The sequence below is a fragment of the Kocuria massiliensis genome, from assembly GCF_900169715.1.
Classification (GTDB): Bacteria; Actinomycetota; Actinomycetes; order Actinomycetales; family Micrococcaceae; genus Rothia; species Rothia massiliensis.
On the sequence record NZ_LT835159.1, the window covers coordinates 89465 to 110616 of the forward strand.

The 21152-nt window shown below is 56.8% G+C and carries 16 protein-coding genes, 3 tRNA genes and 1 pseudogene; 19 read left to right on the forward strand and 1 reads right to left on the reverse strand.

The annotated features are described in order from the left end of the window. The first annotated feature begins 15 nt into the window (after positions 1–15). The 8 genes and pseudogenes from gyrA (at position 16) to B9Y51_RS00690 (ending at position 6063) form a co-directional block, all read left to right on the forward strand. Positions 16–2688 (forward strand): DNA gyrase subunit A, encoded by a 2673-nt coding sequence (gene gyrA, locus B9Y51_RS00655; protein WP_082156741.1) that lies wholly within the window; start codon positions 16–18, stop codon positions 2686–2688. Then, entirely contained in the window at positions 2685–3296 is a 612-nt protein-coding gene (locus tag B9Y51_RS00660) for a DUF3566 domain-containing protein (RefSeq protein ID WP_048680672.1), read from the forward strand. Before gyrA ends, B9Y51_RS00660 begins: the two co-directional genes overlap by 4 nt. Positions 3297–3407: 111 nt before the next feature. Continuing rightward, positions 3408–3481: transfer RNA gene (locus B9Y51_RS00665), tRNA-Ile, on the forward strand. A gap of 26 nt (positions 3482–3507) precedes the next feature. Next, the gene (locus tag B9Y51_RS11265) at positions 3508–3627 is read left to right on the forward strand and encodes a DLW-39 family protein (RefSeq protein ID WP_218189187.1); all 120 of its coding nucleotides are present in this window, start codon (positions 3508–3510) and stop codon (positions 3625–3627) included. A gap of 4 nt (positions 3628–3631) precedes the next feature. Continuing rightward, positions 3632–3707, forward strand: a tRNA-Ala gene (locus tag B9Y51_RS00670). A 154-nt stretch (positions 3708–3861) separates the two neighbouring features. After that, positions 3862–3932, forward strand: a tRNA-OTHER gene (locus tag B9Y51_RS00675). Between the two features lie 220 nt (positions 3933–4152). Further along, positions 4153–5313: pseudogene (locus tag B9Y51_RS00680) on the forward strand (anion permease); the annotation flags it as partial. 471 nt (positions 5314–5784) lie between these two features. Further along, complete coding sequence (locus B9Y51_RS00690; RefSeq protein ID WP_048680665.1) at positions 5785–6063, forward strand: DUF3349 domain-containing protein; 279 nt, start codon at positions 5785–5787, stop codon at positions 6061–6063. 180 nt (positions 6064–6243) lie between these two features. On the opposite strand, the gene B9Y51_RS00695 is transcribed toward B9Y51_RS00690, so the two are convergent. Next, complete coding sequence (locus B9Y51_RS00695) at positions 6244–7074, reverse strand: hypothetical protein (protein ID WP_048680662.1); 831 nt, start codon at positions 7072–7074, stop codon at positions 6244–6246. Positions 7075–7289: 215 nt separating this feature from the next. Between B9Y51_RS00695 and B9Y51_RS00700 the strand changes: the two genes are divergently transcribed. From B9Y51_RS00700 to B9Y51_RS10980, 11 genes are all read left to right on the forward strand, one after another. Further along, positions 7290–7832 (forward strand): peptidylprolyl isomerase, encoded by a 543-nt coding sequence (locus B9Y51_RS00700; RefSeq protein ID WP_048680884.1) that lies wholly within the window; start codon positions 7290–7292, stop codon positions 7830–7832. Positions 7833–7950: 118 nt separating this feature from the next. Further along, entirely contained in the window at positions 7951–8763 is an 813-nt protein-coding gene (locus tag B9Y51_RS00705; protein WP_085528441.1) for a rhomboid family intramembrane serine protease, read from the forward strand. A 339-nt stretch (positions 8764–9102) separates the two neighbouring features. Next, a complete protein-coding gene (locus tag B9Y51_RS11445; protein WP_425432045.1) occupies positions 9103–9231 on the forward strand; it encodes a DUF6531 domain-containing protein in 129 nt (42 codons plus the stop codon). Between the two features lie 19 nt (positions 9232–9250). Then, positions 9251–13732 (forward strand): type IV secretion protein Rhs, encoded by a 4482-nt coding sequence (locus B9Y51_RS00710; RefSeq protein ID WP_158088216.1) that lies wholly within the window; start codon positions 9251–9253, stop codon positions 13730–13732. A 35-nt stretch (positions 13733–13767) separates the two neighbouring features. Beyond that, positions 13768–14574 carry a hypothetical protein gene (locus B9Y51_RS10965; protein ID WP_143467934.1) on the forward strand — a complete coding sequence of 269 codons (807 nt, stop codon included), beginning with the start codon at positions 13768–13770 and terminating at the stop codon, positions 14572–14574. 387 nt (positions 14575–14961) lie between these two features. Next, positions 14962–16269 carry an ISL3 family transposase gene (locus B9Y51_RS00720; protein WP_048680651.1) on the forward strand — a complete coding sequence of 436 codons (1308 nt, stop codon included), beginning with the start codon at positions 14962–14964 and terminating at the stop codon, positions 16267–16269. 475 nt (positions 16270–16744) lie between these two features. Beyond that, positions 16745–17128 carry a M14 family metallopeptidase gene (locus tag B9Y51_RS10970; protein ID WP_143467935.1) on the forward strand — a complete coding sequence of 128 codons (384 nt, stop codon included), beginning with the start codon at positions 16745–16747 and terminating at the stop codon, positions 17126–17128. Between the two features lie 462 nt (positions 17129–17590). Then, positions 17591–18055, forward strand: a complete 465-nt coding sequence (locus B9Y51_RS00725; RefSeq protein ID WP_085528444.1) for an RHS repeat-associated core domain-containing protein — start codon at positions 17591–17593, stop codon at positions 18053–18055. After that, positions 18055–18888 carry a hypothetical protein gene (locus B9Y51_RS00730; protein WP_085528445.1) on the forward strand — a complete coding sequence of 278 codons (834 nt, stop codon included), beginning with the start codon at positions 18055–18057 and terminating at the stop codon, positions 18886–18888. Before B9Y51_RS00725 ends, B9Y51_RS00730 begins: the two co-directional genes overlap by 1 nt. Before the next feature lie 1083 nt (positions 18889–19971). Beyond that, entirely contained in the window at positions 19972–20541 is a 570-nt protein-coding gene (locus B9Y51_RS10975; protein ID WP_143467936.1) for a hypothetical protein, read from the forward strand. Between the two features lie 11 nt (positions 20542–20552). Then, entirely contained in the window at positions 20553–20930 is a 378-nt protein-coding gene (locus B9Y51_RS10980) for a hypothetical protein (protein ID WP_143467937.1), read from the forward strand. Positions 20931–21152 lie beyond the last annotated feature (222 nt).

Consider the following 21152-nt stretch of genomic DNA (forward strand, 5'->3'; position numbering starts at 1 on the left):
CGGAACGAAGACAGCATGAGTACCGAAGACAACGGTTCGACGAATGACCCCCAGGGCGGGGAACCTATCGAGGGCGAGGTCCTCGGTGGTGACCTCGAAGGCACCCCGACGATGACCGATCGCGTCGAACGCATCGATCTCCAAACCGAGATGCAGCGGTCCTATCTCGACTACGCGATGGCCGTGATCGTGGGCCGTGCACTCCCTGATGTGCGCGATGGGCTCAAGCCCGTTCACCGCCGCGTGATCTACGCGATGTACGACGGCGGCTACCGGCCGGACCGTTCGTTCAATAAGTGCGCGCGCGTCGTCGGCGAGGTCATGGGGCAGTACCACCCCCACGGCGACACCGCGATTTACGACACCTTGGTTCGCCTGATTCAGAAGTGGATCATGCGGTATCCCCTCGCCCTAGGACAGGGAAACTTTGGTTCCCCAGGCAACGACGGCGCGGCCGCCCCCCGTTACACCGAGTGCAAGATGGCGCCGCTGGCCATGGAGATGGTCCGGGACATCCAAGAAAACACGGTGGATTTCCAGGACAACTACGACGGCAAGAACCAAGAGCCCGTAGTTCTTCCCGCTCGCTTCCCGAATCTTCTGGTCAATGGTTCCTCCGGCATTGCCGTGGGTATGGCCACCAACATTCCGCCGCATAACCTCCGCGAGGTCGCCGACGGCGTGCAGTGGTACTTGGACCATCCGGAAGCCGGTAACGAGGAACTCCTCGAGGCACTCCTCCAGCGCATCAAGGGGCCCGATTTCCCCACGGGCGCGCAGATTCTCGGCCATAAAGGCATTGAGGATGCTTACCGCACGGGACGCGGCTCGATCACCATGCGTGCCGTCGTCAATGTGGAGGAAATTCACGGGCGCACCTGCCTGGTGGTGACGGAACTTCCGTACCAGGCCAACCCGGACAACCTGGCCATCAAGATTGCCGACCTCATCAAGGACGGAAAAATCTCTGGCATTGCGGATATCCGGGATGAAACCTCGGGCCGCACCGGTCAGCGCCTGGTGATTGTGCTCAAGCGCGACGCCGTCGCCAAGGTCGTGTTGAACAACCTCTACAAGCACACCCAGCTCCAGGAGAATTTCTCCGCCAACATGCTCGCGATTGTCGACGGGGTGCCTCGCACGCTGTCGCTCGACGCCTTCATTCGGCATTGGGTCCACCACCAGATGGACGTCATCGTGCGTCGGACCCAATTCCGCCTGCGTCAGGCCGAGGAAGAAGCCCATATTCTCCGCGGCTTGCTCAAGGCGCTCGACGCGTTGGATGAGGTCATTGCCCTGATCCGTCGCTCGCCCACGGCGGACGACGCCCGCACCGGGTTGATGGAATTCCTCGACATTGACGAGGCCCAGGCTCAGGCCATCCTGAACATGCAGCTGCGCCGTCTGGCCGCCCTGGAACGGAAGAAGATCCAGGATCGTCACGACGAGCTCATGCGCCTGATCGAGGAATACAAGTCGATTATTGCTTCGGAACAGCGCCAGCGTGAGCTGATTTCGGAAGAACTCGGCGACATCGTGAACCGCTACGGCGATGACCGCCGCACACAAATCCTCATGGGTTATGACGGCGACATGTCCGTCGAGGACCTCATCCCCGAGGAAGACATGGTCGTCACGATCACCCGAGGCGGCTACGTCAAGCGCACTCGAATCGACCAGTACCGTTCGCAACATCGTGGTGGCAAGGGCATTCGAGGTGCCCAGCTACGCGGGGATGACCTCGTCGAGCACCTCGTCGTCACCACCACACATAATTGGATTCTGTTCTTTACCAATTTCGGGCGGGTGTATCGCACCAAGGCCTACGAACTCATTGAGGCCGGTCGTGATGCCAAGGGTCAGCACGTCGCGAACCTGCTGGCCTTCCAACCGGGCGAAACCATCGCCCGTGTGATGGCTTTGCGGACGTACGAGGATGCACCGTACCTGGTGTTGGCCACCAAGCACGGTCTGGTGAAGAAGTCGCGACTCAGCGACTACGACACCAATCGCACCGCCGGTGTCATCGCCGTGAACCTGCGTGAGGATGACGAACTCATCTCCGCACAGCTCGCCCACTCAGACGACGATCTCATGCTGATTTCCCGTAAGGGACAATCGTTGCGCTTCACGGCCAGCGATGAGGCCCTGCGCCCGATGGGTCGCGCCACCAGTGGCGTCACTGGCATGAAATTCCGTGATGGCGATGAGCTGTTGGCCGCGAACGTGGTGAGCGATGACTCCTACGTGTTTGTGGTGACCGAGGGTGGCTACGCCAAGAGGACCAAGGTTCAGGAGTACCGTGTTCAGGGCCGCGGTGGTTTGGGCATCAAGGTGGCCAAGCTCGTCGAGGACCGAGGAGACCTTGTTGGCGGTCTGATTGTTGGGGAAGACGACGAAGTCCTGGTGGTCATGCAGTCCGGCAAGGTGGCTCGTTCTCACGTCTCGGAAGTTCCCGCCAAGGGTCGCGACACCATGGGCGTGATCTTTGCCAAGCCGGCCAAGAACGACCGCATCATTTCGATCGCTCGGAATCAAGATAAGGGCGTCGACGAGGGACAACAGATTGCCGAAGATGGTTCGGTTGAAGTGTTGGATGCCGAAAATGCAGTACCGTTGGACAACAGTAGTGAACAGACCGATACTCCGGCCGAGTCGGAATCTTCATCACACGGAGGTAATGAGTGAGCACTAATAAACCTGGGAATGCGGCAGGCAGGTCTTCCGCCGCCCCCGGCTCCTCCGCGCGCAAGCCGGCCGACAACCGCCGGCAACCCGCAGCGGGTGGTTCGTCCCGCGGGGAATCGGTGACCGCCACGAAGAAGGCATCCCCGAATGGTCCTTCGAAGGCTCCCGCTAATGGACCGGCAAACGGTGCCAATCGGCGTCCGGCGTCGAGCTCCCGCCCGTTGGTGCGTCCGGCGCCTCGGTCGAAGGTTCGTCGTGCGCACCTGACCGTCGCGAAGGTGGACCTGTGGTCGATCGCCAAGCTGGTCTTCCTGTTGTCGGTGGCCGTGGGCATCGTCGTCGTGGTGGCGACCGTGATCCTGTGGCTCGTTTTCGACATCACGGGAATCTTCGGCGGCGTGGATTCGGTTCTCTCGATGCTCTCGAGCCAGGGCAACGCGGTGTCGATTACGGACTACCTCTCCCTCGGTCAGGTGGCCTTGTACGCAACGATCTTGTCGATTGTGAACGTCGTCTTGATGACGCTTCTCGGCGTGATTTCGGCCTTCCTGTACAACATCGCAGCCAAGCTCGTGGGTGGCATCGGGGTCACCCTGACGGACGACTAATCCTCTCCAGTATCGTGTCCCGGTGACCCGCTCTGTGGGTGAGGTCACCGGGAAACGATTTGGCGGTTGGCTGGTCGTCCTGTAGTGTTTTATTTCGGCCCAAGGCCATGAGGGCGTATAGCTCAGACGGTTAGAGCGCTTCGCTGATAACGAAGAGGTCCCAGGTTCAATTCCTGGTACGCCCACAGAGTCTTTCTCTAAGGAGGTTCCCATGCGGAAGATCCTGGCGGCCCTCGCGGCCGGTACGGTTGCCTTCGTGGTGACCAAGCGAGTAAAAGATTCTCAGGAGACCAAGAGGACGTGGAAGGAATCCACGGACACGGTCATCTGACTTTGGGGGCGTGGCGCAATTGGTAGCGCATCTGCTTTGCAAGCAGAGGGTTAGGGGTTCGAGTCCCCTCGCCTCCACCACGGAAAAACCCGGGGCATCGTACGCACGATGTTCCGGGTTTTTTGTGAATACATCACGGCTCGACGGTCGAAACTCGCGTTCGATCCATTGCATGCTGTAAGCTGTACGAGGTCCTGTTGACGTGGGGAGATCCACGGAAGCGGGGACAACTTCGGGGGTGTGGCGCAACTGGTAGCGCAGCTGCCTTCGGGCAGAAGCTAGAGGTTCGAGTCCTTTCGCCTCCACCGAAGAAAGCACAATGGCCTCTCCCAACAGGGAGGGGCCATTGCTATATCCGAAACCATATATCGGGACCAGAAGCACCGAGCCGAGTGCCACCTCACTAGGGCAAACTGTCTACTTTACGGACAACATTGTTAAAATCACAGGTACACGGCACCGAGTTAACCTGCTGTTCACCTAAGTCAGGGTTGGACTTTAGATACACGTCGGCATAATTTTCGTGTGACACCTGAACTCATCATCCTCGCAATTGTCATCGTTACGGCATTGGTCTTCGACTTCACCAATGGCTTTCACGACACCGGCAATGCCATGGCCACATCCATCGCTACCGGTGCTCTCAAGCCCAAGGTCGCGGTTGCACTTTCTGCCGTCCTGAACCTCGTCGGTGCATTCCTCTCTATTGAGGTTGCCAAGACGGTCGGCAAGGAAGTCGTCAACCTTCAGCTCACTTCTGGCAGCGACCTGATGATTATCGTGTTCACCGGCCTGGTCGGCGGTATCACGTGGAACCTTCTGACTTGGCTCCTGGGTCTTCCCTCGAGCTCCTCCCACGCACTCTTTGGCGGTTTGATTGGTGCCACCATCGCCGGCCTCGGTGTCAGCGGTGTCTTGTGGACCGGAATCGTTGCCAAGGTCATCATCCCCGCCGTCGCCGCCCCTATTGTTGCCGGAATCATTTCCACTATTGGTACGGCGTTGATTTACCGCTTGACCCGCAAGGTGGGAGACACGGAAAAGGAACGTGGCTTCCGCTGGGGACAGGTGGGCACCGCTTCGCTGGTTTCGTTGGCACACGGAACCAACGACGCCCAGAAGACGATGGGTGTCATCTTCTTGGCCCTCGTTGCCTCGTCCTCGATCGATCCGAGCGCGGATATCCCGTTCTGGGTCAAGCTCACGTGTGCCGGGGCTATTGCCTTGGGTACCTATCTCGGTGGTTGGCGCATCATTCGAACCCTTGGCAAAGGGCTCGTCGAAATCGATTCCCCGCAGGGTATGGCCGCCGAGGGTGCTTCCGCCGCCATCATCTTGACCTCTTCACACTTCGGTATGGCTCTGTCGACGACGCACGTCGCGACCGGTTCAATCCTCGGTACGGGCCTGGGCCGCAAGGGTGCTCAAGTTCGCTGGGGTGTGGCTGGTCGCATGGTTGCCGCCTGGGTCATCACGATCCCCGCAGCGGCCATCGTCGGAGCCATCACCTGGTTTATTGGACACCTCGTCGCTATGGTCTCCAACGAACTCGTCGGCGCGCTCGTGGTCTTCGCCCTGCTGATCGCGCTCTCCGGATACATGTGGCTTCGTTCCCGCAAGACTCCGGTCACTCACGACAACGTCAACGACGAATGGCAGGGTGAAGCGGCCTCTCTCGACGCTGCCACCCCCAACCCTGGCGACCCGGAAAGTTCCTTGAACGGACCCCTGGTTCCCCAGAAGGTTGGCGAGATGATTGGGGCAAGATGCCACGGGCAGCTCGCACCAGGCCGGATCCTCGAATCGATAGACACGAAGGAACCTCATGAATTTTCTCCACTTGCTGTCGAATCTGATCCCCGTGACCATTGCGGGCATCATCTTGGGTGCCGGGCTCCCCGCGCTCTTCGCCTTCGGAATGCGTCTGACCGCGGGTCGGACCCAGGTCCAGGAGGACGGTTCTGTGGTTCAGATTCGCCCGGCCGCGGCGCCAATGCGAATTCTTGGATTCATCATTTTCGCGCTGATTATCGCTGCCATCCTTGCGGGGATTCTGTGGATCGCGAAAGATTTCCTCTTTCATTTGACCGGATTTAACTTCCTGGGCCTCGCCAAAAAGTAGGGTTTCTCTCCAGAGCTCTCAGAAAGGAGGCGTAGATGCGCAATATCGCTGCCTCCGTGCTCAGATGGCTTAGGGCCGGATATCCGAATGGAATGCCTTCACAGGATTACATTCCGCTGGTTGCCGTTTTACGTCGTCGTCTCGGCGATGATGAAGTGGTGGACATCTGTCGGCAACTGAAGGCCGAAGGCGTCATTCCCGCAGAAACCGTGGACATTGGCGTTGAGATCACTAAGGTCACCGATGAAATGCCGTTGCCCGAGGACGTCGTGCGTGTGGAAGAACGCCTACGTCACGGTGGATGGGATCTCTAAGCCTGATTGGGCTGATGTGATTCGGTAAGGGCCTCTTCCCTGGACGACGTCGCACCATGCACGGTCTTGGAATTCGGAGACTGAACCTAAGGCGTACTGATCGCGACCTTAAGAAATAAAAAAACGACGCCGCCGCGCTGAATTCAGCGCGGCGGCGTCGTTGGTCAGTGGGGAAGAACCTTAGTTCTTGCCGTCCTGATCTGTCTTCGGAGCCTCGTGCTTGCCGGGGCGAGCAGGCTTCTCGGCCTGACCCTTGGCCTCGGCATCCTTGGCGTCGGGAGTGCCCGCGACCGGCTTGGCCGGCTTATCCATCGGGGCACCCGGAGCCGGGTGGCTGGTGTTCTTCGGGTCATTCAGCGACTTGACCTCTTGGTTGGCCGGAGCCGGTGCCGAAGAGGGCTTGGTGACCTTCTGATCAGCGGAATTGGCCTGTGCGGCAACGCCGGGCTGATCGTTCTTGGCCGGGTCCGGCTTCTGGTTGGCATCCGCCGGAGTCTTCCAGGGATCCTCCACCGGACGGGATGCGCGCCAAGCGGCGACACCCGCGGCGGTTGCCGCAGCCAACAGACCGAAGACGAGAAGGCCCTTGTGGGACTTCTTGTTGGCCTTTTTCTGCTGCTTCGCGAATTCCTGGGCGCGCTTGGCAGCGGCCTTCTGAGCCTTCTTGAAGTTCTTCTTGTTGCCGGTGACCTTGGCAGCCAAAGCCTCAACCTGCGGGTTGACCTCGGCGGAGTTCAACTTGTCGGCCAAAACGCCTGCCGCTTCGCCAGCCTTTGCGCGAGCGTTGGACACTGCGTTCTCAACGGCCGGGGTGGCACGGTCGATCTGCTCCTGAAGACGGGGAGCGACCTCCTTCTGTGCCCAGTCGTTAGCCTGGTCGGCGCGCTTCTGCAGCTTCGTCGTCAGGTCGTTGACCTTGTCGACACCCTCGGAGTAACGAGCGTTTGCCGACTTACGGGCCTGCTTTGCGGCCTGCTTGGCCTTCTTTTCAGCCTTCTTCTGGCATCCCATGAGTTACCTCCTCGTGGACCGGTGCGCAGACAGCATCTCTGCCAACGCCACCCGTCACTTGGGACGGGCAGTTTTTACCGAGTCAGTTTTAGTCCTCTCCCAGGATAGATAATGAGGAGTACGGTGTCCCCACCTCATCGGCGAGTTGCCCCCGTGTTTTCACTGAAGGCGGAACACTATTGGGAGCTCAGGGAGTGCATGGAAAAATGGCTGGCATGACTGCGATTCCCACTGCAAAAGCGACCATTCACACCAACCACGGTGACATCGTGGTTAATCTGTTTGGCAACCATGCGCCGAAGACCGTCAAGAACTTCATCGGTCTGGCCGACGGTTCCCAGGAGTGGACCGACCCCAAGACGGGCGAAAAGAAGAACACCCCTCTGTACGACGGCGTGATCTTCCACCGCATCATCCGTGACTTCATGATCCAGGGCGGCGATCCGCTGGGTCAGGGCATTGGCGGACCGGGTTACCAGTTCGATGACGAGATCAGCCCGGACCTGAACTTCAACGAGCCGTACATGTTGGCCATGGCCAACGCCGGAATCCAGAACGGCCGCGGAACCAACGGTTCCCAGTTCTTCATCACCACCGTTCCCACCACCTGGCTTCAGGGCAAGCACACCATCTTTGGTGAGGTTGCGGACGAAGATTCCAAGAAGGTCGTCGATGAGATTGAAGGCGTTGCGACCGGCATGATGGATCGTCCGGTGGAGGACGTCGTCATGAAGAGCATCGACATCGAGAATCTCTAAGACTCCCAATATTTTCCGCGGAACCCCGTTGGTTCCGCACGTATGAGGCCCTTCCGCACAGCGGTGGGGCCTCATTTTTAACCTGAATACTCTGCGTCAAAAGAAGAGGACACCACTCATGGATCACGAACCACCCCGCTACGGCCAGCGGGACGAGTCCCTCGAGGGAGACCCGAACGGTCGGCCCGTGTGCCCACGGCATCCGGATCGGGTCTCGTACGTGACGTGTGCCCGATGCCAGCGTCCAGCGTGCCCGGAATGTCAGGTTCAGGTTCCAGTCGGCGTGCAATGTGTTGATTGTGTCAGGGAGGTTCAGGAACATCGCAGCGGGCGCAACCCGTTGCTTCCGGGTGGGGCAGGGCTCGCCGTGACGTGGACGCTCATCGCGGTGACGGTCCTGGTATTCGTGGCGCAGTGGGTATTGCCCCGGCAGCTGGTTCTGAATCACCTGGCCTATGCGCCAATTTTGACCGAGGTACAGCCTTGGCGGATGCTCACCAGCGGTTTCGTCCATTCTCCAGGAAATCTCCTACACATCGCCTTGAATATGTACACGCTGTACATCTTTGGTGCGGCCTTGGAACCCAGGATGGGCAAGTGGCGGTTCTTGGCGGTGTATCTGCTGTCGATCATCGGCGGTTCCGCGGCCGTGTACCTGTTGGCGAGCCCGTACACATTGGTCGTGGGTGCTTCGGGCGGAGTCTTCGGGCTATTCGGCGCGCTCTTCGCGTGGACCCGATTCCGCGGGGGAGATACCCGAGGACTCTTGGTCCTGGTGGGGATCAACTTGGTCTTTGGGTTCGTGGTTCCCGGCATCGCATGGCAAGCACACGTCGGAGGACTGGTTGTGGGTGCGGTCATCGCGTTGCTGTTTGACCTCACCACGCACCGGCGGTCCCGAAAGCGTCAGGGGAAGAGGCCGAGCCAGTAGGGTTCCGGATTTTTGTGATTACACGATTCTCGCGTCGGATCGCAGTTATCCACAGGAGTTACCCACAGCTGTTAATAACTACAGGCCTGTAACTTCACACCTGTTAATAACCCTGTGGATGACAATATTCCGCGGAAACACGGGGCCGACGCCGTCGGAGGCGCTAGGGGAGGGTACTGCTTATCCACTCCTGTGGATAACTTTGTGCACTACTGGGGATGAGTGGGGATGTGAATCGGATGGCGATTCTTGTGATTCCCACCGGGATGGGTCTCTGATGCGGCCCTTCAGGCGTCCCTTGAGGCCAACGGTGAGTCCGCGTCACGTCAGCATCTGACCATTAATTCCCCGCAGGTCAAGGGCCATCCGCCGACGTCCGGATACGCCGATGACCCGGTTAACACAGCCACCGGTAACTTCATTGAGCCCGAAACTGATCTCGAGTTTTATGGCCCAAGAGGACTTTGACGGTCACATTCTGTCCGAAATGACTGAGCTTCTGGCACAGCACGAGGGCCAGAAGAACACCGCCCGCTCCGGCTGGGTGATTCGAGATAACGAGGGTGGCTGGTCCGCCTTTACTCTCAGTGGACAGTGGATGGGAGCCGGATCCGGCCCTGGCGCCACCATTGCGGCGTTGCGCGATCAGGACGGGGAAATTACCCGGCTTATTCACACTCGTGGACGATTCATCGATATTGAGTACCTTGAGGGGCGAGTGGCGGTGGCGAGGGCCTCCGACGGGCGTCGTCTCGAATACTTGTATGACGAAAACACGAATCTGGTGCAGGTCCGTACCGAGGTCGGTACTCGCGAATACCGGATCGATGAGCAAGGACTCATTGCTGCCGTCGTTGCCGAAACAGGCGTCGTCGAGGTCACCAATACCTATGATCAGCAGGGTCGGGTGACCGGTCAGGTTTCCGAACATGGGCGTCGGATTCGGTATGGGTATTTGCCGGGCCGTGTCACGGTGGTTTCGGACGAGGACGGTGGCAATTCCAATACGTGGATCGCCGACCAGCGTGGTCGAGTGGTGGGAATCATCGATACGGATGACAACCGCCAGTCCATGGCGTACGACAGCTTCGGTAACCGCGTCTCCGTGACCGAGCGTGATGGTTCGATCACCGTTCGTGGTTTTGATGAACGTGGTCGGATGACGCGTGAGGTGACTCCCGAGGGTGGGGACTTCACCTACGGATACGATGAGCAGGATCGTCCGACGACCGTCGTCACCGACTCCGGCGCCGTCGTGCAGTACGAGTATCAAGACGACGTCGAACGGAACCCCTCGGTCATCGTGGACCCTGCCGGCGGGCGTAGCGAACTCACGTGGGAGGACGGGCTCCTGCAGCAGGTTCAGGACCCGGAGGGTGTGTCGGTTCGTTTCGGCTACGACTCCTTGGGTGACCTCGTTTCGACAACCAATGCCGCCGGGGACACCGCACGATTGGTCCGCGACGACGCGGGCCGCGTGATTGAGGCTATCTCGCCGTCGGGTGCGCGCACTGCGTACGAATACGACGCCCTCGGATTGCTGACGTCGCGCGTTGATGCTGACGGCTCGCGCTGGCGGTTCGAACATGGCGCCGGGGGCCGAATCACGGCCATCGTGGATCCCGCTGGTGCCCGCACCGAATTTGAGTACGGCCCTTCGGGCGACCTGGTGGCGACGGTCGATCCCCTCGGACGTCGCATGTCACGCGTCTTCGACGAAATGGGCAACGTTGAGTCGCTGATCCTCCCTGACGATTCGGCATGGTCGTTTGTTCACGATGGGCTCTCGCAGGTCCGGAAGATTGTGGATCCCGCCGGTGGTACATGGTTGCGGAACTATGACCGCAATGGTGCGCTGACCTCGGTGACCGATCCGACCGGCGTGACGGAGAGCGTCGACTACGACCGCACCGCGCGCTTTGACCAGGTCCGGGACGCCTTTTCTTCGGTTCGCACCGACTACGACCAATACGGTCGACCGAAGAAGACCACCGACGCCGATGGATCAGTGGAGCTGATCTCGTACGACGAGTGCGGTCGACCCGTGGAGTTGGTCGACGCCGAGGGTGGCTTGACCAAGATCGAGTACGACCTCGCGGGTCGAACCACGGCAATCACCACCCCCGGAGGCAAGACGTCTCGCTTCACCTACGACGCGTGTGGCCGTCCACAGACTGAGGTAGAGCCCGACGGTGCCGTCACGCGCCTGGTCTACGACGCCGACTCTCGCGTGATTCAGCGGATCTTGCCGAGCGGCGACGTCGAGTCGGTGATCTACGACGTCATGGGCCGGGTTGTTGAAGCGACCTCTGCCGCTGGCACCACGGCAAAGTACGGGTACGACAAGGTCGGGAACCTGGTCTACGTATCCGACGGACGTTATGGGCAGCGCCGGTTCTCCTATGACGAGGCCGGCCAGCTAGTTCAAGCAATCAATGGCCTGGGCGGAAAGACTCATTTTGAGTACGACGCCCGCGGTCGACTGGTCCGCGTCACCGACCCGATGGGTGCGGTGAGCCGTCGCGTGTACAACGAGATGGACCAGGTCGTCGAATTGGTGGACCCGGCCGGACGTGTCACCACCGGTGGTTATGACGCAGCCGGCCGTCAGCTCTGGCAGGTCGAACCGACCGGTCAACGCACGGAGTGGGCTTTTGACGAGGCGGGGTACGAGAAATCCGTGACTGTGGATGGCCGGTTGATTGCCGAGTCCATCCGCAATTCCGAATCACGCGACGTTGTACTGAACGACTACACATGCCCCGAGGCTAAGGCCGTTCACACGCTGAGCTACGATCGTCTAGGACGATTGATCCGCCGTGACCTGGAAACCCAGGGAGAACGTACCTCCATGGCATGGGGATACGACGCCGACGGCGCTCGCACCTTCATGGACACCCCCGTTGGGCGCACGACGTATTCCTACGACGACGCCGGTCGCGTGGTTTCCGTTGATGCGCCTGAAGCCGGCGAAATCACGTTGAAGTACGACGCCGCAGGTCGCTTGGTGAAGTCCGTTTCTGGAGCCGGTGAGCAAACCTGGGAATACCGGGACGGGCAGATGGTGACCCACCGGAGGGTTTCGCAGGAGGGCGAGTCGAGCACAACGCAGGTCTCCTACGACGGCGCTGGTCGGGTGGCTTCGGTTGATGAGTCTGACGGTGGTTTGACGGTCTACTCCTACGATGAAGCGTCGCAGCTGGTGGGGTCAAAGACCTCCGGGGCCGAGCGTATGGATCGCACGTGGGTCTATGACGTGGCGGGGCGCTTGGTCCGAGAATCACGCGATGGTGTGGAATTCTCGTACACCTACGACGTGGCTTCGCAGTTGTTGTCGGTTGTGGGTTCGGATGGTTCGGAAGCGTCGTTTGTGTATGACGGTTTGGGCCGTCGGGTTCGTGAGGTTCGTGCGGATGGTTCTGTGCGTGAGTTTGCGTGGGGTCCGACGGGGTTTGTGGAGTCTGTGGCCACCGAGGCTGCTGATGGTGGGTCGGTGTCTGCGGTGGATGTGTGGGTTGATGCGACTGGTGAGCCGCGTTGGGTGAATGGCACGGAGTTGCTGTGGGATTCGGCGTCGGTGGTGCCGGCATTGGCTGGTTTTGGCCAGCTGTCTGTGGTGGTTTCTGTTGCTGGTGTGGCTGTGGGGGATTCGTGGTCTGTTGCGGGGTGGAAGCCTGCTCGTGTGACGGAGGTTTCTGATCCGTGGTCGGTTCCGGTGGTGGGTGCTGATGTTGCTGGTTTCTTGGGCCGGGACTCTGCTGTTGGTCTGACGGCCGGTGGGGCTTTGAGTTTGGGTGGTTTGGAGTGGATGGGGGCTCGGGTGTTTGACCGGGGTTCTCGTGGGTTTTTGTCGGTGGATCCGTTGGATCCTGTGGTGGGTGCTGGTTGGTCGGGTAATCCGTATTCGTTTGCGGGGAATGATCCGGTGGGTGCGTTGGATCCGTTGGGGTTGTCTCCGATGTCGGCGGATGAGTTGCATGCGTATACGGAGGCGCGGAAGTCTCCGTTGGAGAAGGCTGCTGGTGCTGTAGGTAACTGGTGGAAAGATAATTGGGAGTATGTGGCCGCGGGGGCGGCCATTGTTGGCGGCGTCGCGCTGATGTGTACTGGAGTGGGTGGCGTTGCCGGTGTGGCGTTGATGGCTGGTTCTGGTGCGTTGCTCTCTGGCGGTGTTTCCGTGGCGTCGCAGAAGGCCACTAACGGAAGCGTTGATTGGAAGGCTGCTGGAAAGGACGCCCTGATCGGTGGGGCTACTGGCGCCATTGGTGGCGTGGGTATGGCCGTTGCCAAGGGAGCGACTGCGGGGATGGCTTCCGGTGGAACTCAGCTGGCGAAGGCTATGGGAGTTAATGCTGGTGTTCATGGCGCTGCTGGCGGTGTAGGGTCATCATTTCAGTATTTGGCAACCCATGGGTGGAAGATTGAGAATGGCCGAGACTTTGCGGGTAGCGTCGCAGGAGGCACTATATCCTCAGCAGCAGGAGCTAACTTGGGCCAGGCAAGTGGAAGTCTTGTGAAAAAATTCGGGCCGTCTGTGGAGAATAGTTCTGCCTTTAAGTCACTTCCGAGTAGTATAACTAAAAAAATAGATCTACAAAAATCAACCGGAAATGTCGCCACTTCAGTAAACACTTTAGGATCGATGGGCGCCGGAGCAGGCGGATCTGTAGTTAATGACGTTGTATCTGGCCGTGAGATAAATGGAGGGAATGCCCTTAGATCTGCAGCAACTTCAGGTGTATCAACCAAGGTCGGAGACAAGATTAACCACATACCTGGAGTCGGAAAGTATACAAATCAGACTGGAGTAACGACGCTCAAACAGATGCAAAATTTTGCACCAAGGTCTTGGAATGGAATGACAGACCTTTCCAAGAAAAATACCTACACCATGTATGGATCTGCAATCTCGGGCACGACGATAGGCTTGTCGGTAGATGCGGCCACAACAGCAATCATAGGCGGGTAAGATCAATGAAATTGAGTAGGCTAAAGCATGCGATCTTGCCGCTGGTAACCCTCGGAATTGTCTTTGTTCCATGGAATCGTTTAGATTTTTTAATGATCATTTCGCTGTCCGGATCTTGGATTATTGGTGCAGCAATTTCCATGATGTTAATTGGCACCCTGAGGAGAACAAAAGCTGCTCCGCTTATTTATTTCATCATGATTGCGTCTGTATTTGTCTTCATGAGCCTTGGGATTCGAGTGCATGGACGGAGTTTGAACCTGGCCTACCTAATGGGGGTCATGTCCGCGCTAAATCTATATAATTTAATATTCGGCCCGGTGGTTGCAGACAAATATGACAAAAAAATTACATCTCTAAAAACTCCAAATGATGAATCCGATGGTCTGAGGCGGAATAGTTTGAAGTCTCAAACTCGGACATTGACGTCCAGAGTTCGAGTTCTGGATAAATGTTCTGGTGAATTTCATACAGGACAAATTGCGCAATTTGAAATGATTTTCCATAGAGGGGCTTCCGAACTTGATAGTTCAAAGATTTCTTTGGAAGTTAACGGCACCCATGAGGAGTTCTGGATGCACGAATTTCTTGAGAAGCGATTCAAGAGTGGAAACGTAATTGAGCCGTGTGATGCGGGCTCTGAATCAATTTTCTCGCTGGTCTACCAAAAGGACCACGATGGATCGGACCTCGTGAATTGGCTCGACGAGTCGTCCTATGGCAACCTGATCTTCTTTTACCCGGACCGAAGTCGTGGAACGGCAATAGAGCTTGATGAGAGTCAGACATCTCGCTTCTTCGATTGGGTCGAAGGCATGGCATCTGCGCAATCTAAGGCATAGGTATTTTTGGTTCGAAGTCCTGCGAAGAAATTGCACAGAGAAAAGCTTAATAAATGACCGTCCGATCGATTTTGATCCTTCCAGAAGCCAGACTAATGTACACATATCGGCAGCATTTATACTAGACGCATTGGCCTACTGGTTTCTTCGGCCAAAATTTTGTTGCAGGTCCAACGACCCGCAGCGGTTCAACCTAAGGCAGGTGTGGCGGATACCAAGGAGTTTACTCCGGTGGTCGGTAAGGTATGTCAGAAGATGAGATTGGGGGCTCTTCACAGATGAGGGTGTAGCTGTGGTGCGACCTGGGGCGGCGCGTCGGTGTCGGGGTGAGGGTCGAGGTCTTCCGATGATGGGAGTTCTCACACAACCCGTCCGGAAGACCTCGACGTGCCTGACGCTACCTTCACGCGCCCTGACCTGACTACCTTCACCCGCCTCGACGGCCTCGGTCTGGAGGTCACCGGCCAGCTGCTCGAGCCTGACCGGTCCGTGCTGGCGTGCCGGGTCGTGGAGCCGGACGACTGGTGCAGGCGGTGCGGCTGCCAGGGCGTGCCCCGTGACACGGTGAGCAGGGAGTTGGCGCACGAGCCGTTCGGGTGGCGCCCTACCACGCTGGTGCTCACCGTGCGCCGCTACCGCTGCAAGGAGTGCTCGCACGTGTGGCGTCAGGACACCACCGCTGCGGCGCCGCCGCGGGCCAAGATCTCCCGCGCCGGCCTGCGGTGGGGTCTGGTCGGGATCGTCGTCGGCCACCTGTCGATGGCCCGAGTTGCCGAAGGACTGGGCGTGGCGTGGAACACCGCCAACGACGCGGTCCTGGCTGAGGGCCGGCGTCTGCTCATCGAGGACCCGACCCGCCTGGACGGTGTCAAGGTCGTCGGGGTCGATGAGCACGTGTGGCGGCACACCCGGCGCGGTGACAAGTACGTCACCGTGATCATCGACCTCACCCCGGTCCGGGACGGCACCGGGCCCTCACGCCTGCTGGACGTGGTCGAAGGTCGGTCGAAGAAGGCGTTCAAGGACTGGCTGGCCGAGCGGGACCAGGCTTGGCGCGATGGGATCGAGGTCGTGGCCATGGATGGGTTCGCGGGCTTCAAGACCGCCACCACCGAGGAGCTGCCGGACGCCGTCACGGTTATGGATCCCTTCCACGTCATCCGGTTGGCCGGGGACGCTCTCGATGAGTGCCGCCGCCGAGTCCAGCAGGAACTGCACGGACACCGCGGACGCAAGGGCGACCCGCTCTACACCGCGCGGCGGACCCTGCACACCGGGGCTGACCTGCTCACCGACCGCCAGCACGAGCGCCTTGACAAGCTCTTCGCTGGGGACCGGCACGTGCAAGTCGAGTGCACCTGGGGGATCTACCAGCGCATGATCTCCGCCTACCGTCACCCCGACCGGGCAGCCGGCCGCGTCGAGATGAGCTCCGTGATCGACGCCCTCGCCGACAGTGTGCCTGAGGCGTTGGTAGAACTGCGCAAGCTCGGCCGCACCCTGACCAGACGCGCCTGCGACGTCCTGGCCTACTTCGACCGGCCGCGCACGAGCAACGGACCTACCGAAGCCGTGAACGGTCGCCTCGAGCACCTGCGTGGCCTGGCCCTCGGCTTCCGCAACCTCACCAACTACATCGCCCGCGCACTCCTCGAAGCCGGCGGATTCAGACCACACCTACACCCCGAATTGTGAAGAGCCAGATTGGGTGCGGCTCAAGGAAACATCCAGAATACTGGATCGTACCTGAATCAAGAAGGGTCACATGATTTTGGAGGAGCAGCACAGGCCTTTACAACTGGAGGGGTAGTTGGTGGGTATCCCCTCGATCCGAGGACCAAAACTCAGGGGTGTATCTGGGGCGAAAGGACGTGCTCCAACTGGTCTCGAAGCAGGAGGAGTTCGAAGCGGGTTTACGGACATGGGCATAAGCTCCATTCAAGGAAGTATCGCCGTGTCGTTGAACTATGCCGGGACGCCACGGGATAAAGGATTTGATCCTGTCACGGTAGGAGATAGCTTCATTAAGGGTTCCACTATGTCTGACGGGAAATGTGCATTGAAGAGTTTTGCGCCCGTAATGGGAGACGCCACTATGCAGGGGGAATGGTCGTGATAAGGGTACTGCTCAAAATTTGGTGAATCCCCTGGGGATTATGAGGTAATTAACGTGCAAAATAAATATAAATTACCCTGGTTTCAACGAGCTCGAACGTACTGGATCCCCATTGGTGTTATTTTCATGATAATTGCGTCCGTTATCGGAATAAATAAGCTGACTCATAGAATTGAAATATGTACAGTTGAAAGTTCCAGTTCGACAATGGGAACAAATGGGATCGCAGGTGGGGAAATTAGTGGCATTAAAATTGTTAATAAAGACTGTCCGGATATATCAATAGGCAAAAGCAATTGGAGTAAAGGGGAGTCGGAAAATCAGGCGAAGCGCCTCACGCCTGGAAAGAAATATAAATTCACGATTGATACCATCCAGTTTAATTGGATTTTCCATACTTGGGTTGGGAAAGATTTTGAGGGTCCTGTGCAAGAGTAGGTCGTCCCACATGCAGTGCATCGATGGCAGTAATGGTCTATGGCACAGGATAGCCGGGCTAGTAGCCGTAAGGATTGATGTGACGGGATAAAATAACCACCTGCCCTATGGTAATTCGAAAGTAGGGCAGCTTCCGATTGCATTCCAATTATGCGGTGTGAATAATATTGATTCTCGGGTTTAGACACAAGGTAAATGGATCGATATCGGCCGAGTGGAGTTATAGTTTATAGGATGTAAGCTTGTTTGTAATTGGGCGGACGGCGAAACAAAGTCGCGCGAACGAGTAAGCCATCAAATAAATAAATATGCAAAACAGATATTTATTTTGACAAGTTCGCATGCCTGCCTTCTGGGGTGGGCGAATCGAATAGGGCCTCCGGCCAGCTGTCTGTGGTGGCTTCTGTTGCTGGTGTGGCTGTGGGGGATTCGTGGTCTGTTGCGGGGTGGAAGCCTGCTCGTGTGACGGAGGTTTCTGATCCGTGGTCGGTTCCGGTGGTGGGCGCTAATGTTGCTGGTTTCTTGGGTCAGGGTTCTGTTGTTGGTCTGACGGCCGGTGGGGCTTTGAGTTTGGGTGGTTTGGAGTGGATGGGGGCTCGGGTGTTTGACCGGGGTTCTCGTGGGTTTTTGTCGGTGGATCCGTTGGATCCTGTGGTGGGTGCTGGTTGGTCGGGTAATCCGTATTCGTTTGCGGGGAATGATCCGGTGGGTGCGTTGGATCCGTTGGGGTTGTCTCCGATGTCGGCGGATGAGTTGCATGCGTATACGGAGGCGCATAAGAGTCCGTTGGAGAAGGCTACTGGTGCTGTAGGTAATTGGGTGGGGGATAACTGGAAGTATGTGGGCGCGGGGGCGGCGATCGGTCCCGGCATTGTGGGTGCTGCGTTGACGTTTACCGGAGTTGGGCGCCGGTTGGGTTGGCGTTGATGGCTGGATCGGGCGCGCTACTTTCGGGTGGCATTTCGCTTGCGAGTCAGAAGGCGCAGGATGGGGTGGATTGGGGCCAGGTGGGTAAGGATACGTTGATTGGTGGCGTATCTGGTCTTGCCGGTGGCGGCGCGGCTATGACGGCAGGCAAGATAGCTGGCGGTGCTATTTCGACGGTGGGAAGCAAAATTGTTCCATCCGGTTCAGTCGTGCAAAAGATTGGGACGGGCGCGTCGAAGGCTTGGGCAGCTACCAAGAACTTCATAAAGAAACCAATTCCATTCACGAAGGTGTCAACACCCGGGGTCAATTGGGTTACCAAGGCTGGAGGTGGCATCGAAGCTAAAGGTCAAGGGGTCATGCAGAAGGGAATGGAGGTAGCTCAACAGCATCACTTCCGGCGGACCCTACCTGGCCAGATGATTGAGGGAAGCGTTGGGAACTCTGTCAACAATGCGCTTAGTTATGCAACCGGTCCTGGTCCGCATACACCGGGAGGCTTAGTTGGTTCGGCGGCAGGGGGAGTGGCAACAGGCTCCATGTCTCCCGTATCTGGAAAGATGCTCAAGGTGGCTTCTCCTAAAATTATGGGGAATACCGGTCCCGATGGTTCGGTAATAAACCGGGCCTTAAGCTCTGAAGCATCGACGGGAGTTACCAATTGGGTCGGTAGTAGAGGCATCGACTATGGATCCGGAGTTAGTAACTATTATCTAACGGACCACCCAGGAGCGGACGGAGGCTCGTGGCATGATGCCAATCAGGCGGGACTTAAAAGCGCTGCTAAGGGACAATCCAAGGCGTTTTCGAAGAAAATCATTGATGCTAGATAATATAGGATGATGATGTCTAAATCAAAGAGCGCGAAAATCGCTTGGAAGGATAGACCGCTTTCGTATAGGATTTTCAGAACAATCCTGAGTATACTAATATTTCTCTGTTTTATTATTGCGCTATTGGCATTTCCGGGAGTTAATATAGCAAATACAGTAGTTAATAAATTCTACCATCAGAATATAACCTGTACGGTTGAAAGCTCAAATCTGACTGCGCAGTCCGGCAGTGGAAATGTATCCGCGACAACTAAGAGCATATATATCAGAACCAAGGAATGCGGGTTGGTGGTCATGAGTAACACACACGAAAATCGTTCACTGCAAGAGGTGTCGGATGCTCTAAATAATAACAAAGGTAATAAGGTTGAAATGCAAGTAGGTGGATGGCAATTGCATAAAAATGAACACACCGCGTATAGAATTAAAATATGATTAGAATGTGCCAGTCGAGCCATTTGCCAAACCTAGAGATTCTACGATGAGGCGATACATCCAATGCCCAAAGAAAAAGTGAAATGGTGGAAGCTGATTGTCTATAGTTTGCTAACTTCCGCATCAATGATATTCATTATTTGGCTAATGGGGTAAGTATGCGAAATACACAGTAGCATATGCCCAACCACTGGAGATCCACTGAGTTCAGGCACCCTGGTATAGGCGGGTTCTGGTTGGTCGGGTAATCCGTATTCGTTTGCGGGTAATGATCCGGTGGGTGCGTTGGATCCGTTGGGGTTGTCTCCGATGTCGGCGGATGAGTTGCATGCGTATACGGAGGCGCATACTCCACTCGGGATTGTGAAAAACTGGGCGAATGAACACGCTGACGCAATAGCAACTACGGCAATGATTGCGGGTGGCGCGTTGATGATCGCAGGAGCGATCGCGACTGGCCCTGTTGGGATGATTGCCTTGGGCGCGGCGTCAGGGGCGTTGCTGTCGGGGGGAATTTCGGTACTCGGTAACAAGAATGCGGACGGAACAGTAAATTGGGGGCAAGTCGGAATAGACACACTAATTGGAGGAGCAACCGGCGCGCTTGGTGGTGCTAGAACGGCAGTGGGGAAGGGTATTGCTGCAACAGTGAGCAATACCGGAAGGGTTGCAAGAGCCGTTGGAATAAACGCAGGAATTAATGGCGGGACCGGCGCAGTGAGCGGCGGAGCTTCGTATTCTCTCACCCACATGAATAATTGGAATGCGCGAGAATTTGCTGGAAGCATCGCTGGCGGGGGTCTTGCTGGGGCTGGGGGAGGACTTGCACGACCAGGAGCCGGATCGATCGCACAGCAAGTCTTTAAGAGCGGAACTTCCGGTAAATTGGCCACGAAAGTTCTTACTCCAACAATAGAATCTGTAACTAGCGTTGCGGGTACTAAATTGGGAAACGACATTTCAGGTAATAAGACAAGTATGCGAGACGTGACAATATCGGCAACTACTCCACATGTGGGTAAAATACTCCCCAATGCAAAAGGACCAAATAATGACGCAAGTATAAAACAATTTGCAAGAGGCAACCCTTCAACTATCTCGGGTGCGATTCATGGAGTTAATGGACCCCGTGCAATGCGGTCTGCACTGACGTCCAACGCATGGGGTGTTGGACTGGATGTTGGAAAATCGGAAGTCTTGGAAAAATTTACACCCTGAAATTGGTAAAAATGAAGAATAAAATCGAGCCATTTGAAAAAATAAGCAAATCCACCCTATTGTGGGGGATGATCCTCACTCTATGGGGGATTGCTTTACCGCTGATCATATCTAGCGGGCGGCTTGTGTCGAGTATGGAAGCCATACTAGTTGCTACATTGGTAGGATTTACCGTTTCCTTTGCTGTATATTTATTTGCCCCGCCTCGCGCTTGTATTTATATAGTTGTAATAGTTTCATTTATCGCCACTTTTGTTCTGAGTACACCATTGCGCCCGTACTATTATACGTTTTTACCGTACTATTTTGCGCTGGGCGGTGGAGGCGTGGTTGGAGGATATATTAGAAATAGACTCTCAAAAAAGAAGAATACTAGCAGCGCAACTTAGTAGAAGTTTATATAACTTGGTGGCGTCAGGACGGAATTCTAGATGCCAAATATATATGATGTTTACTTCCAAACTGTTTATACTTCTCATATATTTTTTCGGAAGATAATTCGGTTAAAAATGCACAAAATCATCTGCGAATCTTTCGTTAATCCGCAGTCGGGTACCTGTTTGAAAGGCGACATGACGCTAACTCAAGCGATGCAATCTCCGGTCCTCAAC

What these genes read in the sequence shown, in the direction of transcription:
- gyrA (WP_082156741.1), top strand. Translation starts at nt 16, where the DNA reads ATGAGTACCGAAGACAACGGTTCGACGAATGACCCCCAGGGCGGGGAA.
- B9Y51_RS11265 (WP_218189187.1), top strand. Translation starts at nt 3,508, where the DNA reads ATGCGGAAGATCCTGGCGGCCCTCGCGGCCGGTACGGTTGCCTTCGTG.
- B9Y51_RS00690 (WP_048680665.1), top strand. Translation starts at nt 5,785, where the DNA reads ATGCGCAATATCGCTGCCTCCGTGCTCAGATGGCTTAGGGCCGGATAT.
- B9Y51_RS00695 (WP_048680662.1), bottom strand. Translation starts at nt 7,074, where the DNA reads ATGGGATGCCAGAAGAAGGCTGAAAAGAAGGCCAAGCAGGCCGCAAAG.
- B9Y51_RS00700 (WP_048680884.1), top strand. Translation starts at nt 7,290, where the DNA reads ATGACTGCGATTCCCACTGCAAAAGCGACCATTCACACCAACCACGGT.
- B9Y51_RS00705 (WP_085528441.1), top strand. Translation starts at nt 7,951, where the DNA reads ATGGATCACGAACCACCCCGCTACGGCCAGCGGGACGAGTCCCTCGAG.
- B9Y51_RS00710 (WP_158088216.1), top strand. Translation starts at nt 9,251, where the DNA reads ATGACTGAGCTTCTGGCACAGCACGAGGGCCAGAAGAACACCGCCCGC.
- B9Y51_RS00730 (WP_085528445.1), top strand. Translation starts at nt 18,055, where the DNA reads ATGGCTGGATCGGGCGCGCTACTTTCGGGTGGCATTTCGCTTGCGAGT.
- B9Y51_RS10980 (WP_143467937.1), top strand. Translation starts at nt 20,553, where the DNA reads ATGAAGAATAAAATCGAGCCATTTGAAAAAATAAGCAAATCCACCCTA.